Raw genomic sequence first — 13,173 nt, 5'->3', positions numbered from 1 at the left:
TACTACAAATTTTCGCGGATGTTTCTTTGCGAGGCGAGAGTCGTACGAAAACAAGGACGCTAGTGAGCGTTTGAAGGAGTGGCTCAAAGCCTCGATTTTGTAAGCGCAGCATAAACACCGTTCAGGCTCTTCAATTCCGTATGCGTTCTTGTTCTTAACGACGCGACCACGCTGCAGAACAACGACTTAATCTGCATATCAAATGGTGGACGTCTCAGCATCTTAACCATTCGACGAACACATCTTGCGTTATCAAGCGGATGCGCACCTAAGCGTAATCCTCTAGTCAGCAAAATTTTTAACAATTATTTCTAGCACTTTTCAAACTAAACATCACCTTCTGGTAAGTGCTCCACGGGCTGTCAGCCGAGGGCTTTATAGAAGCCACTCGCTTGGCTAGTCTCTGCTTTATCCATTAGCCCGCCCCCCAACCCGCGCCCCTCGAATTCAGGTAGAACGTAAACGTCCAGTGAACACAATTTTGCTGCTCTGGCATCCGAGAGGGTGGTATCAGTCTGTGTTGAGTAGGCTTTTTTCCGTTCAATGTCAGGATGCCGATGCCATTAGCAAATGGCTATCTCTTCACCGCGACCACTCCGACTCATGCGTACAAATTTATAGGGCGCGTTAAATTTGTAGACGAGTTTTCGCATCAAATCCAGCCTTCCCGACTGATGATGGATCATGATCATCAAATCCAAGGAATCAAAACGATCACTGCTATTGGTAGTGCCAGTGCTGCAAGTAAGGTTTGACTGGCAATTATCCCCGCCATAAGAGGTGCGTCCCCGCCTAACTGTCGCGCCATGATGTAGGACGAAGAAGCTGTAGGCAGTGCCTGGAAAAGCAACGCCGCGATTGCTGCTCTGCCGTCCAATCCAAATAAATGACATGCACACAGCGTGGTCAGCGGCATAATCATGAACTTGACCACCGATGAATACGCCACGGGGCGAATCCAACTCTGCACTGAGCCCAGCTCAAGGGCTGCCCCTACGCAAAGCAGGCCCAGTGGTAAGGACGCTTGCCCTAATGCCTTGATAACCGGCTCGATGCCAGCAGGCAGGCCTAATCCTAGAGTCTGAAGCAGTATTCCCCCGAAGCAAGCGAGTACCAAAGGGTTAAGTGCCAACAGCTTGGCAACCTTGCCCGCAGACATCTTGCCTCCTGTGCCGTAGCGCGCGAACACCAGGACACACAAAATATTCACTGTCGGCACTATGGCCGCATTGGCTACGGCAGCCAGAGCGATCCCCTGGGCACCGAACAAGCCGGCCACCACCGAGACACCCACATAATTGTTATACCGCAGCCCTTCTTGGAAGACGGAAGTGAACGCCGCGTCGTTACCTTTAATAATCCTACGGGCGCCGACCATCAGCACTGCGACCATGACCGTCGAGAGTACAAGCGCCATGATCATCCCTTGGACTGGCACGTTGTCCAACTTGGCGGTCGCCAGACCATGCAAAAACAGCGCGGGCAGGAGAACGTAGTAGCCTAGGCGTTCTGCCTGTGCCCAGAAGGTGTCTTCAAAAAACTGACTGCGCTTGAGCCCGGCGCCCATGACAATCAGCAGGGCAATAGGCGTGAGTGCAATCAAAAGTTCGGCAGTCACGAGTACGCCTCTAGCGCACGAACCAACCGCGTACATCCTTCAACTAAGGTAGCTTCGTCGGTGGCGAAGGAAAGGCGCAGATGCCTAGGCAGACCAAAAGCACTTCCGGCAACCGTTGCAACACCGACTTCGAGCAGATCAAGTGCGAGCGATTGATCGTCAATACTCGTTTTGATCTGAGGAAGTAGATAGAACGCACCCTCCGGGCGCGATACTTCCATTTTATCGCTCGCCTGGAGAACATGAAGTGCGGCATCTCGGCGCTGACGATAGATCGCATTGCGCTCAGCAAGAAAATCTCGTGGCCCCTCAAGCGCAGCGACCGCAGCGAGCTGGCTCAAGGTACTGGTCTGCGTACAGTTTTGAGATTGCACTGTAGTCATTGCCGAAATCAGCGATCTCGACCCGCAACCCCATCCTACGCGCCAACCTGTCATGGCGTATGCTTTGGATACACCGTCGACGATAAGGATACGTTCTGCTAGGTCTGGTGCTACCGACGCTAATGTCTGATAAGGCTCTTGATTGAATCGGATTTCTGCGTAGATATCGTCAGACAGTATCATCACCTCTGGGTACTGGCGCAGAACTTCAGCCAATGCTTGCAAATCGGTTTCGGAGTACAGTGAACCGGACGGATTACCAGGTGCATTGAGAATCACCCACTTGGGCGATTTTGCCAGGCGGAAACCTGCTGCCAAGTGCTCCGCTGTCAATCGGAATCCTTCCGAAGCGGCGGTCGGAAGGATGATCGGTTGGGCACCGCACATCTTAATCATCCCTGGATAGCTGGCCCAGTAAAGGGCCGGGACAATACCCGAGGCAGGAGCCGTATGCGGTAGTTCCGCATGTACGGATCTGTGCGGGGGGGGCGGCAGGTAACTGCCGTCCCTACCGCGACCGTTGTAACAGCTTCAGTTCAGCTTGCTATTTGCGACAGTAGCTTTCGCGATGATGGCTACCGCAAGAATCATGAAGCGACTGATTACCTGCTGGGGAATCCTGAACACGCTGCGGATGGGAATGGGGTGTCTGCTGGCAGGAGCGCTCTTGCACTGCGTGGGCGAAGTTCTGGTGCCGACTTCGGTACTGGGCTTTATTCCCCCAATGTGGCTCGCGGGGGTTGGTATCGCAACTGCCGTCTCGGTGACACCTAATGGTGCGTTTCAAGGTTTCGATCATATCGCCGGGATCGCAACGGCAGTCTACTTTTTCCTGGGCGACCTTGAGTGCGGCTTCGCACTCGATGATGAGGTGGCGAGGCCAAGTAGGCAATGCAGCAGCGCGCTCACTTGCTCGCCAAACAGGGGCTGGCCGAGAGCCGAGGGCAGCGCATGATGCTGGCGCGCTACGCGATGCTGGATTACGGCATGGGGTTCAGTCTGGAGTCGTACGCGGCAGTTGATCACGCACACAGACTTCGGTGGGTTGGCTGATATTTCATACTTCAAGGCAATAACATATGCCCATCTCAAGTTTTCCAGATGGTGTTTCCTCAAGCTGTGGCTCGCTGACTTGAGAGAATCCAGCTTTGATAAGGCTTTTCTCTGATGCAGGGTTTTCTCTAACAGTGCGAGCGCGCAGTTTTTTTAAACCCAAAATGCGCGCAATCTCTGTGCTCAGAATGAGAGCTCGCCTGGATACACCATGACCTCTATGCGTAGGTGCAACCCAATAGCCAATCTCTGCTTCATCCTTCTTTATATCAAAGATTACTAAACTCCCAAGAAAGGAGTCTGATCGTGTGTCGGCGATCGCTAAAACTGCCAGTGTTCTATCGCGCAACCCGTCCGCGATTACGCCTCGGATCATGTCGCGAACAACCTGTGGTGTATATTTTCCCAGCGGAAGGTGAGCGAAACGCTTGACTAGAGCGTCGTCTGCTCCGGTTGCATAGGCATCTGCATCGAGATTGGACATAAGCCGGATAGTCACTACTCCATCAGAGATAGGGACGGCTGTTGTAAAGTCTTTCTCAAGGGTTTTAACAAATTTATTTTGCTCGATCATTTCTACTTCTCGCGACAATTGGGCTACACATGACTCTTAGCGCCATTCGAATCGGCCGATCAGGTGAGCGAGTCGGCCAAAGAGCTATCTCAAGTGAACTCCTGGTGGCAGTAGAGTGTATACGGGCGTTATGTATCACTGCTATGCGGGTGGGAGTGTGCTACCGAGCTATCTGGGCTACGGAACCATCTACTTCCAAATTGCATGGAAGTGATGAACTGGCCCATGGCCGGTCCCAATTTGCAACCGGTCGGCTGCCGCCAGTGCATGCGTTAGGTAATTCTTTGCCAGTTTCACTGCGCACAGCATATCCATTGATGGTAGAAACGCCGTGATCGCAGCAGATAGAGTGCAGCCGGTACCATGTGAATTGCATGTAAGCACTCGCGGTGCGGCCAAGGTGCAGGTTTCTCCATTACCGTGGAGTAGATCAATACTGTGTTGACCGTCTAAATGGCCGCCCTTGAGTAATACCCAGCTTGAACCCAACTGATGAAGCCCCTCCAACGTCGTATGCATCTCTTCTATAGATGTGGGGTGGGGTGAGTCGAGTAGGTCGCCTGCTTCGAGCAAGTTGGGGGTGATCAACGTGCAAAGTGGAATCAGCCGTTCACGAACGATAGAAACTGCATCTGGAGGAAGCAGGCGGTGTCCACTGGTGGCGACCATGACGGGATCCAAGACTATGGGGCAGTTAGCATGTCGCTCTAGTCGGGTAGCGATCGCGTCGGCAATGGCTGCGTTGGCAATCATGCCGATTTTGACCGCGTCCACCCGCACGTCGTCGAACACAGCCTCGATTTGGTCGGCTACGAATTCTGGCTCCAGTGCAACGAAGCTACGAACTCCTTGCGTGTTCTGCGACACAACTGCAGTTATTACGCTCATTCCGTAGGCGCCAAGCGCAGAAAACGTCTTCAAGTCAGCTTGAATGCCTGCGCCGCCGGTTGGGTCCGTACCCGCGATGCTCAGAACGTTGGGAATCATTGAGTTTCCTCCGCCGCTAATGCTTTTATCCTCGCAGCGTCGGGCGAATCTTCTGCAGAAAATCCGCTTTGAAGAGTCCCGTGTGTCGAGGGAGAATGAGTATGGCTTCGGAGTATCCGTGTGCACTTTGCATATTCCTCCGCCCCAAGCAGGTCCTAAGGAGCGACTATCACGGCTTTAATTTAATGCCATAGTCGGTCGAGTAGTGGTTACTTCCAGTGCAAGTCATTCTTCCTTGGTCATTCGACTGATATGCTCGGTTCTGTAATCTCCAAGAATTTATTTCCTCAGTGAGTTGATTGAGGAGCCCGAGTTTTTCTTGTGCTTTGAAGGACCTCTCGTTACTCGCGAACTATTCGCCCCAAAGAGCACGGATTCCGAGAATCTCATATGATCCTCCAGGCTGCAATGGAGTAAAGACCAGGGCGATGCGCAAGTTGCAAGCCGGGCGGCCCGATCGCCTAACAGCTGCGGCCTCGAGTTGCGCCGCAGCTGATGTTAAAATTTGAAGATATCGGGGCATTGTTCAGGACGACAATAGCCTGCAAACGATGCCAGAAGGCTCGCACTTCTGAATTCAGGGAGAGCTGAAGGTAATTAGAGCTATTGTGCAGCTCGGGTTGTATTTGGCGAAGTTCAAATTATGATCCTCGCCAGCATATCTTCGCCGTCTGCATCCATGCCAACCTCGACAAACCCGAAACTGGAATAAAACCCTTTAGCTACGACGTTGTTGGGATTATAGCAAATTTCAATTTCTTTCAAGTTTTTGATCTGTTTTATTTCACGTAGGGCGAGACCCAGCGCGACTCTACCGATGGATTTCTGCTGATGTTCTTTGTCCACCATAAAGCGCCAGATAGAGACTTTTTCTTCGGATTCCTGCACCCACATAAAAAAACCTACTGGCTCTTCATCTGCAATGATGGCGCGTGTGAAGTAACCCGGGTTGTATGCAGCCTCAACGAGCGACCAAGTATTACTGGACACGTAGTCCTCCTGCTCTTCAGTGACCTCCAGCTCGCAAATTGCCTCATAGTTTTGTTGCGTTATTTGGGTGAGTGAGATTTCCATAGAGTATCCTGCATTTTGGTGATGATCGGGCTCAATTTACTGTTATGGGTGTTTATTGGTGTGTAGAGTGCCTGAGTTGCGACTGACTGCTGGAAGTATTGAATGGTAACTGGCTGGAGCTATCAAGAAATGCTTTGTGAAAGTTTGTTCGAGGGGACAGACTATGAAATAACTTCCACCCTGAAGAACGTCGCTCTTATGTGTTTGTGAATTCTGTAGGGGTGCGGCGTTTCTGAAACAAATGGAGTGTGGCCTTTAACACTAAAGGCCAGCAGAGAAAACCAGCGTCAAGCCACCGGTGACAGTTTCCCGGCGCCGGAAGAGGCTCGGGTTGCGTTTACCGCGGTGGAGTCGACCATCCAGGTGTCCAGATCGATCAACTGCTCGAAATACACACGCTTCGCAGACTGGTCGGGCTCGCCAAGCCCCCGAAGAAAGTTGTTTGCTGCATTGTCCGAAATATCTTCGCGCAGGTTTCGATGAGCAAACGCGATGTCCAGCCAGCGATCCGCGATACCGCCCCGCCCCAGATCGATGAAATGCAACTGGTCATGGGCGTCAACGAAGACATTGGTGTCACATAGGTCTCCATGAGCCGTTGTAGTTCGCGGCAGTGCTACGGCGGAAGGGAAATCCGGCTAGTTCTCCGTACAGCCCCAAGTAAGGTTTGCACCCCTCTCCGGCGTTCGTGCGGTATACATTGTAACCAGACTGCGTCCGCCGGTCGCTGCCTCCTCATGCCGGTATGTTTACTTTGCGCCCTTACTCTTTCGTATGTTCCAGCCATTCTTGGTAGGTGATGCGGCTGATGTGTTCTGTCCGATAGTCTTCGAGGAACTGGTTATATTTGTTTTCTTCGGTGTGATGAAATCGAAAGCCACACTTCGATTGAGCAGCATGGGATTGGATGTTGTCGGCGAAGTAACCACACCAAAGTGCTTTGAGGTTCAGGTTTTCAAAAGCGTGTCGCATCACTTCACGCACTGCTTCCGGAATCAGGCCTTTGCCCCAGTAAGGCACGCCGATCCAGTAGGCTATTTCCCCTTCCTGCTCACTGATTTCAAAATTGCTGTTGCTACCTATGAGAATGCCCACACAACCAACAGCACGGCGATTTTCCTTCAATTCGACCGCGTACACCTCTGGGTGATTGAAGACTGTGCGGATGATGTCGGCACTGTTCTCCACACTGGTGTGCGGGGGCCAGCCAGCGATGGGACCAACTCGGGCGTCTTTGGCATATTCGTATAGATCGGCGGCGTCTGTGTCCAGCCAGGGGCGCAGCGAGAGTCGTTCTGTTACAAGTGTCATATCCTGTACTCGTAGTGGATTGGTGCGTTCGAGATAGAGTATTGGGAGACAGATCATCGGTACACGCCAGTACCTCGGCTTCTTCGGTACTTTTAGAAACAATCGCGCCAAGCGGTGATACGATGGTGGCCTTTGGTTGTTGTAGAGCTGGGGCACTATGCATCACATTCCGAAACTTCTTGTTCCTGACGATTCGATGCGGATGGGAGAAACCACGCTCGCGCAAGGGCTAGGTTTACCGCTCTCCTTCGGTCATGCTTACTTGACGCTGCTGGTATGCCTCTGCGGTAGTGCCCACTTCACTCTAAACTTCAAAGAGCATGCGGTCAGGCGCGGTGGTGTGATGCTGCTGGCTGAAGACACGATTGCCTTGCTCAAACGTCGCTCGCGCCGCTTCAAGGTGTTTTTCTGCCTTATGCCGAAAAACTTTGCAGCGGAGGTTGCCTACCCACTGCCAAATACCTTGTTCGTATTTCTGCATGACCATCCTCATTGCGTCCCATCCAAGGACGACATGCCGCTGATAGAGGGGTGGGTGACGCAGATGCGGAACATTGCGCAGACCTGCCCCACCTACCAACGCATCATGTTGCGTAATCAACTGCAGAACCTCTTTTTAAAAATAGCCGAGCAACTTCCAGCCTACCAAATAGAGAACAAGGGATTCAGCAGGAAGGAAATGCTCAGTTGGCGCTTCTGGGAATTGATAGGCAAACACTGCATCCGCCACCGAGATGTGAAGTTCTACGCCGACGCACTGAGTATCACGCCGTTCTACCTGTCGCAGTTGACCAAAGCGTTTTTCAATGACACTCCCAAGGGCCTGATAGATCGGCAGGTAACCTTGGAAATCAAGGCTCTCCTTTCATACAGTGACTTGGCTATTGGCCGTGTGGCCGACGAACTGAACTTCGCCGACGCATCTTACTTGTGTCGCTATTTCAAGCGCCAAACGGGGATTTCGCTTTCCCGTTATCGTAAGCACAAGAGGGAGAAGGCGGAAAATGACTGACCTGCGGTAGAAATAGAGGAGGAAAGGCGCACTAACCATGCACCGCAGCAGAACCTGCTTGCTATCGCCTACCTGTTCAACGGCTAGTGTCCAAATATTCAAGTTGCCGAGATTCTCAGCGTCTTGATCAGCATGCTGTACAGACTATCGACCGGCTTGGACGCCAACGAGGCACGGCTGCGATAGACGGAGACCTCCATCGGCTCAAGCGGGCCGAGCCCGTGTTCGGCGCCTAGAATTTCAAGATGATCTGGTGCACTGCATCGAGTCAAAACGGCGACGGCCAAGCCGCTTTCAACTGCAGCCAATTGGCCAGCCAGGCTTGAACTATTGTAAATCACCTTGTACTGACGCCCTTGCAAAGCCAAGGAGTTGATAGCGCTGCGCCTGGCTAGACTGGTCTCCTCGTATGTCGCGATAGGGAGTGGATCGCGCCTCCATATATCGAACTGCGGTGATCCCACCCAGACCATTGGTTCATGGAACAACAAGGTTCCTCGTCGAGAGTGGTCTCGTGATATCAGCGCTAGGTCGAGATCACCTTTTTCAACTCGGGGGATCAGTGAAGTGGATTGCTCGCAATCGAGTTCAATCTCAACTGCGCCATGGCGGGGCGCAAAACGCTTGAGCACAGGCGTCAGGTACTTGGCTGCATAGTCGTCCGGAACTCCCAGGCGAATTCGCCCGGCCAGTTCGTTCTTGCTAAAAGCTGTCTGGGCATCTGCGTGCAGGTCCAGTATCCGCCGTGCATACCCAAGAAAGACCTGGCCATCGGATGTCAGATGAAGGTGGTGGGCGTTTCGCACTAATAATTGCCGACCGACCGCAGCTTCAAGCTTTTTGAGTTGCATGCTCACTGCCGATTGGGAGCGATAAACCTCTGGTGCCGCGTTGGAAAGTGAGCCGGTATCGACAACCGCGATGAGACATTTGAGCCAATCAATCTGAAGATTCTGCGGATTCATAGAGAACTCTGTATTCGATTAGCGGATACGACTTATGAGGATTATGCGCTTTTCGGGCTTTTAGGTCCGGGCGATAGTACTCGCAGAGTGCTGATACCAGGAAGGCTATAGAAAAGGCTTCAGCACATCCTGTGTGCTTGCTCGGGTATTGCGCGCACGCCACGCACAACGGAGGTTATGTTTTGTCATCGGCAGAAAGGTTGTTATCTAGACTTGAGTCCACCGACGTCTGGGAGGGCTTCAAAACGTTGTTGCCCATCTCTTCCTTTGTCGTTGTTTTTGGGGTGGCCTTTGGTCTTGCTGCAGTGCAGACGGGGCTTGGCGAAATTTCAATTGTTGCCATGAGCACGTTGGTATTTGCCGGGGCCGCGCAGTTTGCGGTGCTTAAATTGTGGGGTGAGCACGTGCCCCTGATTCCTCTCATCATCACTGTATTTGCCATCAACGCTAGGCACCTTTTGATGGGCGCCACTCTGTATCCGTGGCTACGCGAACTGCCTCGCGCGAAACGCTATGGGGTGATGCTGGTTGTGTCCGATGCGAACTGGGCAATGTCGATGCAAGCATTTAGCCGCGGTGAGCCAGGACTAGGTCTTCTGTTCGGCGGAGGTATTGCGCTTTGGTCGTCATGGTCGCTGGGAAGTTGGATGGGCATCTATTTCGGTAGCGCGATTCATGATCCGGTCAGTTGGGGGCTGGACATGGTGATGGGGTGCTTCCTGCTCGCCATGGTTGTCGGCGGGCAGAAAAGCCTGCGTATGTTGATTATCTGGATTGTCGCTGCATGTTCCTCGCTTTGGGCGTATTGGTGTCTGCCTGAAAACAGTCATGTGGTAGTCGGAGCCCTGGCGGGCGGTGTGTTAGGTGCAGTGTGGATAGAGAAAAAAAATGAACATTGAAACCACAGATTACGGCACCCTGATCATTGTGTTGTTAATGGCAGTGGTCACTCTCGCAACGCGCTGGGGCGGCGTTTTCGTAATGTCTTTCGTACCCATCAACTACCGCGTGCAACTATTTATCAGCGCTATGTCGGGGTCTGTTTTGGTGGCACTGCTTGCACCCTTGGCAATTGCAGGTGATAACGGTGCACGGTGGGCTCTTCTTACAACAGCAGTCGTCATGCTAATTATCAAAAAGCCTTTGCCAGCTATTGCTGCTGGCATCGTCGCAGCCGCCTTGGTTCGGCAACTGTGAATTCGTTGATTGGTTTCCGGAGCATCCGCTATTGGTCGAGGCTAAATAAAAAGTTTTAGAACAGGTTTGGCGGCCGGAGGGATGGTGCCAGGACGCGTCGCTCGCGTGGGTGGGGCTATTGCCAGTCCGATGGATTCTTTAGATGTGGTTGTCAGCGACACTGAAAATGATCCAGACCGAGGGAGTTCCACCGCTCGACGATTAAAGCGATACTGATTTTGGTAGTGGAAGGTACCGGGTCGATATTAGTTTGAGACCCCTTGTCCCCTGGACGGCTGAGATCGACAAGCTCCCGGTAGCCGCATGCTGAATATGCTCGCTCCACCAAGTCATCATTGGGCGTCTTCTCTCAATGTAGTCCGCACGATTGTAGGCGCCACGTACTTCGTCTTTGTCCACATGTACAAGTGCTACCTCGATCAGTTCAGGATCCCATCCCTGTTCGTTAAGGATGGTGCTGGCCATGGAGCGCATACCATGACTCACTAATCGACCCTCAAAGCCCATCCGTTTCAAGGCCATATTTGCCGTCTGGCTGTTGCAGTGAGTTCGTGGGTTTCTATCTGCTGGGAATACAAACTCTCGATGACCACTGTAGGGGTTTATTGTCTCGCCACGGTAGAAGCTGACGTAGCTCCCTGACTTGGCGGTTGACTTCGACACGCGGTGCCATCGGCCGGCGTTGTCTTTGATTCGGTGCGTGGTCATGGGGTGACTCCTTTGGCCAGGACGGCGCGTGCCTCAACAACCGGCGCCATGTCTCGCTCATAAAGGCGGCGAGTTACTGGGTGCATGTCTTCGAGTTTCTGGCCGCCATGCTTGCAGATGACTTCTGCGGCCAACTCTTCAGCGCAACTATCAAGAGCCACGCGCAGTGATTTGTACTCGGCCAGCAGTTCCAAGTGAATCGCCCCTGATTTCCTAGACGCCTTTGACTGGCTCCTTTTGGCCGATTGTGTTGAAAAAGTCGGTCCTTCCAGGCTGCGTATGTACTGACTGCTGAAAATGCCTTTTTTGCGCGCATCTACGCGAAATCTGAACTCGAAACCCTCTGTTCAAAGCAAAGATTCAAGCTCAGACACGTACTTTTCTACCGTGGAAACGATGGCCGACTGTTTTCAACAGAATCGGCCGATTTCTGCCTGTCTTAACTGGCAAAAACCGGCCAGTTAAGACAGGCAGGGATACGCGCGCGCTCGCTATCATGTGCTTCTAACATGTTGATCTTGTTCCGCTCAGGGTCAAGGCTGCCGTCGTCATCTATTGTGCATCCTTTGCACGTTATGTTTTTCTGCGACTGACATGTCGTCATCCGTTGATCATCTGGCGCGAGGTAGGGTGACAGCCTGAGCCAGACTACCCACTTTCGGTAGATTTCCGACGGTAGAACGGTCTGAAATCGAATTCCGGGTGCTCAGAGATCGGTCACCATTTTGGCTCTTACAGCGAGGAGAGCCTTGGCCATGAGTAAAGAAGCACAAACGATAGTCACCCTGCTGGATCAGCAGTACGAGCAGCTGCTTGCGGACGCGAGATGCTTGGTAGCAAGCTATGTGGATGCGTCCATGAAACTGTACAAAAAGACCGGGGTCAAATCTGTTGTGGCCGGCGTATCAATCAAGCAGGTGAGCCCGAATGCGTATTCGATCTACTGGTGCAAACTGGTGCCGCTGCAGGGACAAAAAAACAAATTCGCGCCCCTGACTATTGCCAAGGGGAATGGCAAACATAAATACCCGGCTTCCTCGTTTGAGTTTGTTGAATACCCATACCGGCACCTCGTTCTGCAAGTTGAGGGGCGGCTTGCTGAGATTCGCAGAGTTGCGAGCGAGAATCGTCAGCTACGTCGGACGTTGGTCGCTTATGAGAAGAAGCTGTCTAGATACCAAGCGCTTAATCATGGCGACCTCTATTCGGCAGGGTAGCGGCTGAGTACCTATAAGCAGTGCCGAAAAGATTTGACCCGATTGTAAATCCCGAAAGCCCCGTGCAGCTTGGTCTGGCGGGGCTTTCTCGTATCAGCAGTGAACTATGGCGAGATATATTGCTGCGCTTGATCATGGAAGGCGACGGGTTCGGGCTATAAGCAGTGTAGGGCGCTAAATCTACTCGTTGTCAGCCAGCAGGCCCATGCAGGCGGGGGCGGAGGCCGTATTTGCTATTAGCAGTGACGCTTACGACCAAGTCAGCCGGCCAGCTTTCGTTTGTATTAGTAGTGAAAGGCTTCACTTTCATAAAATAAACATTGGTAGGTGCCGTTCCAGCTGGTACCTGTGTCGCGTAGCGGGTGGTGGCGGTAACGCGCTATCTCTCACTGCCACGCTGCTGCTCGAATGCAATGCGGTTAATTACGCATATGGGGATGGGGTAGCCCTGGATGTGTGTCGTGAGGGCCTCATTGCCTGCGATCACCATGATGCAGGATAGGCCTCTGCGGAAGCGCATTCCTCGTCCCGAGTAATTGCGCGGGATGATCTCCCATGATTCGTCGTCGTAGTAACAACCAACGATTTCTGACCAGCGTAATTGGATGCCCGCGCCCATGATGCCTACTGGGGCCAGGCAGAAAATTTCTACCTGGGTTTCCTGCCCAAGAGGTACAGCGTAAATCCGACCGTTTGGTGCAATAGGTGGGAAGTACTGCCCGTTACCAAGGTGACGAAATTCCATGGTGCTGCTCCGGTTAGATGAGGTCGCTAAACACTCTCCGGTAGCTTTCGGAAAACCCAAGATGAGATGCTGCCCATGAGTCCGCGCACGGGTTTTAGCGTACTCGGCAAGCTAGCTCGCCACACGGAGGGCGTGCATGTCGCTGATCTAAACGCCTCGGCGCTCCGGTCACTTTCGCTTTGGTGCGGAGATTAACAGCCCTTCCGAAGTCATCCCATGACTTCATAGGCTTGAGGAAATACTGCTTATCGCCGCGGTAGGGGTCTTGTCGATGGATTGGGTAAGCGCCCGCTGCCAAGGGGCAGCGGGCAGTTTGTTGCAGGTATCTG

At 52.7% G+C, this 13,173-nt stretch carries 14 protein-coding genes and 3 pseudogenes; 5 read left to right on the top strand and 12 right to left on the bottom strand.

Annotated elements, in window-relative coordinates; all coding sequences use genetic code 11:
• Positions 1 to 691 precede the first annotated feature (691 nt).
• Together ASD70_RS04455 and ASD70_RS04450 are read right to left on the bottom strand one after the other, a co-directional pair.
• Positions 692 to 1,654, bottom strand: a complete 963-nt coding sequence (locus ASD70_RS04455) for an AEC family transporter (protein ID WP_056845769.1) — start codon at positions 1,652 to 1,654, stop codon at positions 692 to 694.
• Complete coding sequence (locus ASD70_RS04450; protein WP_056845768.1) at positions 1,615 to 2,388, bottom strand: aminotransferase class I/II-fold pyridoxal phosphate-dependent enzyme; 774 nt, start codon at positions 2,386 to 2,388, stop codon at positions 1,615 to 1,617. The genes ASD70_RS04455 and ASD70_RS04450 overlap by 40 nt, the downstream gene beginning before the upstream one ends.
• A 139-nt stretch (positions 2,389 to 2,527) precedes the next feature.
• Between ASD70_RS04450 and ASD70_RS28115 the strand changes: the two are divergent.
• A pseudogene (locus ASD70_RS28115) lies at positions 2,528 to 2,854 on the top strand (hypothetical protein); the annotation flags it as partial.
• Positions 2,855 to 3,058: 204 nt separating this feature from the next.
• Here the strand turns inward: ASD70_RS28115 and ASD70_RS04445 are convergent.
• The 6 genes and pseudogenes from ASD70_RS04445 to ASD70_RS04430 all read right to left on the bottom strand — a co-directional run bounded on the left by ASD70_RS04445 (position 3,059) and on the right by ASD70_RS04430 (position 7,000).
• Entirely contained in the window at positions 3,059 to 3,628 is a 570-nt protein-coding gene (locus tag ASD70_RS04445) for a GNAT family N-acetyltransferase (protein WP_056845767.1), read from the bottom strand.
• 189 nt (positions 3,629 to 3,817) lie between these two features.
• A complete protein-coding gene (gene thiD, locus ASD70_RS04440; RefSeq protein WP_056845766.1) occupies positions 3,818 to 4,615 on the bottom strand; it encodes a bifunctional hydroxymethylpyrimidine kinase/phosphomethylpyrimidine kinase in 798 nt (265 codons plus the stop codon).
• Positions 4,616 to 5,251: 636 nt separating this feature from the next.
• The gene (locus tag ASD70_RS04435; protein ID WP_032879426.1) at positions 5,252 to 5,689 is read right to left on the bottom strand and encodes a GNAT family N-acetyltransferase; all 438 of its coding nucleotides are present in this window, start codon (positions 5,687 to 5,689) and stop codon (positions 5,252 to 5,254) included.
• Positions 5,690 to 5,994: 305 nt separating this feature from the next.
• Positions 5,995 to 6,087 (bottom strand): annotated as a pseudogene (locus tag ASD70_RS29900) (IS5/IS1182 family transposase); the annotation flags it as partial.
• Positions 6,088 to 6,111: 24 nt separating this feature from the next.
• Positions 6,112 to 6,303: pseudogene (locus ASD70_RS29245) on the bottom strand (phosphotransferase); the annotation flags it as partial.
• Positions 6,304 to 6,451: 148 nt separating this feature from the next.
• Positions 6,452 to 7,000, bottom strand: coding sequence for a GNAT family N-acetyltransferase (locus ASD70_RS04430; protein WP_032879428.1), 549 nt, complete (start codon positions 6,998 to 7,000; stop codon positions 6,452 to 6,454).
• Between the two features lie 157 nt (positions 7,001 to 7,157).
• On the opposite strand from ASD70_RS04430, the gene ASD70_RS04425 reads away from it, so the two are divergent.
• A complete protein-coding gene (locus ASD70_RS04425) occupies positions 7,158 to 8,012 on the top strand; it encodes a helix-turn-helix domain-containing protein (RefSeq protein WP_056845765.1) in 855 nt (284 codons plus the stop codon).
• Positions 8,013 to 8,110: 98 nt separating this feature from the next.
• Here ASD70_RS04425 and ASD70_RS04420 read toward each other — a convergent pair whose 3' ends face one another.
• Positions 8,111 to 8,977, bottom strand: a complete 867-nt coding sequence (locus ASD70_RS04420) for a LysR family transcriptional regulator (RefSeq protein ID WP_032879430.1) — start codon at positions 8,975 to 8,977, stop codon at positions 8,111 to 8,113.
• Between the two features lie 182 nt (positions 8,978 to 9,159).
• Here ASD70_RS04420 and ASD70_RS04415 point away from each other — a divergent pair, with 182 nt between their 5' ends.
• Together ASD70_RS04415 and ASD70_RS04410 are read left to right on the top strand one after the other, a co-directional pair.
• On the top strand, positions 9,160 to 9,876 hold the full coding sequence (locus ASD70_RS04415) for an AzlC family ABC transporter permease (RefSeq protein ID WP_056845764.1): 717 nt from the start codon (positions 9,160 to 9,162) through the stop codon (positions 9,874 to 9,876).
• Positions 9,866 to 10,174, top strand: a complete 309-nt coding sequence (locus tag ASD70_RS04410) for an AzlD family protein (RefSeq protein WP_032879432.1) — start codon at positions 9,866 to 9,868, stop codon at positions 10,172 to 10,174. Before ASD70_RS04415 ends, ASD70_RS04410 begins: the two co-directional genes overlap by 11 nt.
• Before the next feature lie 201 nt (positions 10,175 to 10,375).
• Here the strand turns inward: ASD70_RS04410 and ASD70_RS04405 are convergent, their stop codons facing one another.
• Both ASD70_RS04405 and ASD70_RS04400 read right to left on the bottom strand, forming a co-directional pair.
• Entirely contained in the window at positions 10,376 to 10,882 is a 507-nt protein-coding gene (locus ASD70_RS04405; protein WP_056845763.1) for a tyrosine-type recombinase/integrase, read from the bottom strand.
• Positions 10,879 to 11,076 carry a hypothetical protein gene (locus ASD70_RS04400; RefSeq protein WP_056845762.1) on the bottom strand — a complete coding sequence of 66 codons (198 nt, stop codon included), beginning with the start codon at positions 11,074 to 11,076 and terminating at the stop codon, positions 10,879 to 10,881. Before ASD70_RS04400 ends, ASD70_RS04405 begins: the two co-directional genes overlap by 4 nt.
• 561 nt (positions 11,077 to 11,637) lie before the next feature.
• On the opposite strand from ASD70_RS04400, the gene mobI reads away from it, so the two are divergent.
• Complete coding sequence (gene mobI / locus ASD70_RS04395) at positions 11,638 to 12,099, top strand: conjugative transfer protein MobI(A/C) (RefSeq protein WP_056845761.1); 462 nt, start codon at positions 11,638 to 11,640, stop codon at positions 12,097 to 12,099.
• Positions 12,100 to 12,478: 379 nt separating this feature from the next.
• Here the strand turns inward: mobI and ASD70_RS04390 are convergent, their stop codons facing one another.
• The gene (locus ASD70_RS04390; protein WP_056845760.1) at positions 12,479 to 12,844 is read right to left on the bottom strand and encodes a hypothetical protein; all 366 of its coding nucleotides are present in this window, start codon (positions 12,842 to 12,844) and stop codon (positions 12,479 to 12,481) included.
• Positions 12,845 to 13,173: the final 329 nt, after the last annotated feature.

It is taken from the genome of Pseudomonas sp. Root569 (assembly GCF_001427465.1).
GTDB classification, from domain to species: Bacteria; Pseudomonadota; Gammaproteobacteria; order Pseudomonadales; family Pseudomonadaceae; genus Aquipseudomonas; species Aquipseudomonas synxantha.
This window is presented reverse-complemented; position numbering and strand designations above follow the sequence as displayed.

Bases quoted from the DNA above. Each gene is read 5' to 3' on its own strand.
- ASD70_RS04455 (WP_056845769.1), bottom strand. From the start codon at position 1,654: ATGTACGCGGTTGGTTCGTGCGCTAGAGGCGTACTCGTGACTGCCGAA.
- ASD70_RS04450 (WP_056845768.1), bottom strand. From the start codon at position 2,388: ATGTGCGGTGCCCAACCGATCATCCTTCCGACCGCCGCTTCGGAAGGA.
- ASD70_RS04445 (WP_056845767.1), bottom strand. From the start codon at position 3,628: ATGATCGAGCAAAATAAATTTGTTAAAACCCTTGAGAAAGACTTTACA.
- thiD (WP_056845766.1), bottom strand. From the start codon at position 4,615: ATGATTCCCAACGTTCTGAGCATCGCGGGTACGGACCCAACCGGCGGC.
- ASD70_RS04435 (WP_032879426.1), bottom strand. From the start codon at position 5,689: ATGGAAATCTCACTCACCCAAATAACGCAACAAAACTATGAGGCAATT.
- ASD70_RS04430 (WP_032879428.1), bottom strand. From the start codon at position 7,000: ATGACACTTGTAACAGAACGACTCTCGCTGCGCCCCTGGCTGGACACA.
- ASD70_RS04425 (WP_056845765.1), top strand. From the start codon at position 7,158: ATGCATCACATTCCGAAACTTCTTGTTCCTGACGATTCGATGCGGATG.
- ASD70_RS04420 (WP_032879430.1), bottom strand. From the start codon at position 8,977: ATGAATCCGCAGAATCTTCAGATTGATTGGCTCAAATGTCTCATCGCG.
- ASD70_RS04410 (WP_032879432.1), top strand. From the start codon at position 9,866: ATGAACATTGAAACCACAGATTACGGCACCCTGATCATTGTGTTGTTA.
- ASD70_RS04405 (WP_056845763.1), bottom strand. From the start codon at position 10,882: ATGACCACGCACCGAATCAAAGACAACGCCGGCCGATGGCACCGCGTG.
- mobI (WP_056845761.1), top strand. From the start codon at position 11,638: ATGAGTAAAGAAGCACAAACGATAGTCACCCTGCTGGATCAGCAGTAC.
- ASD70_RS04390 (WP_056845760.1), bottom strand. From the start codon at position 12,844: ATGGAATTTCGTCACCTTGGTAACGGGCAGTACTTCCCACCTATTGCA.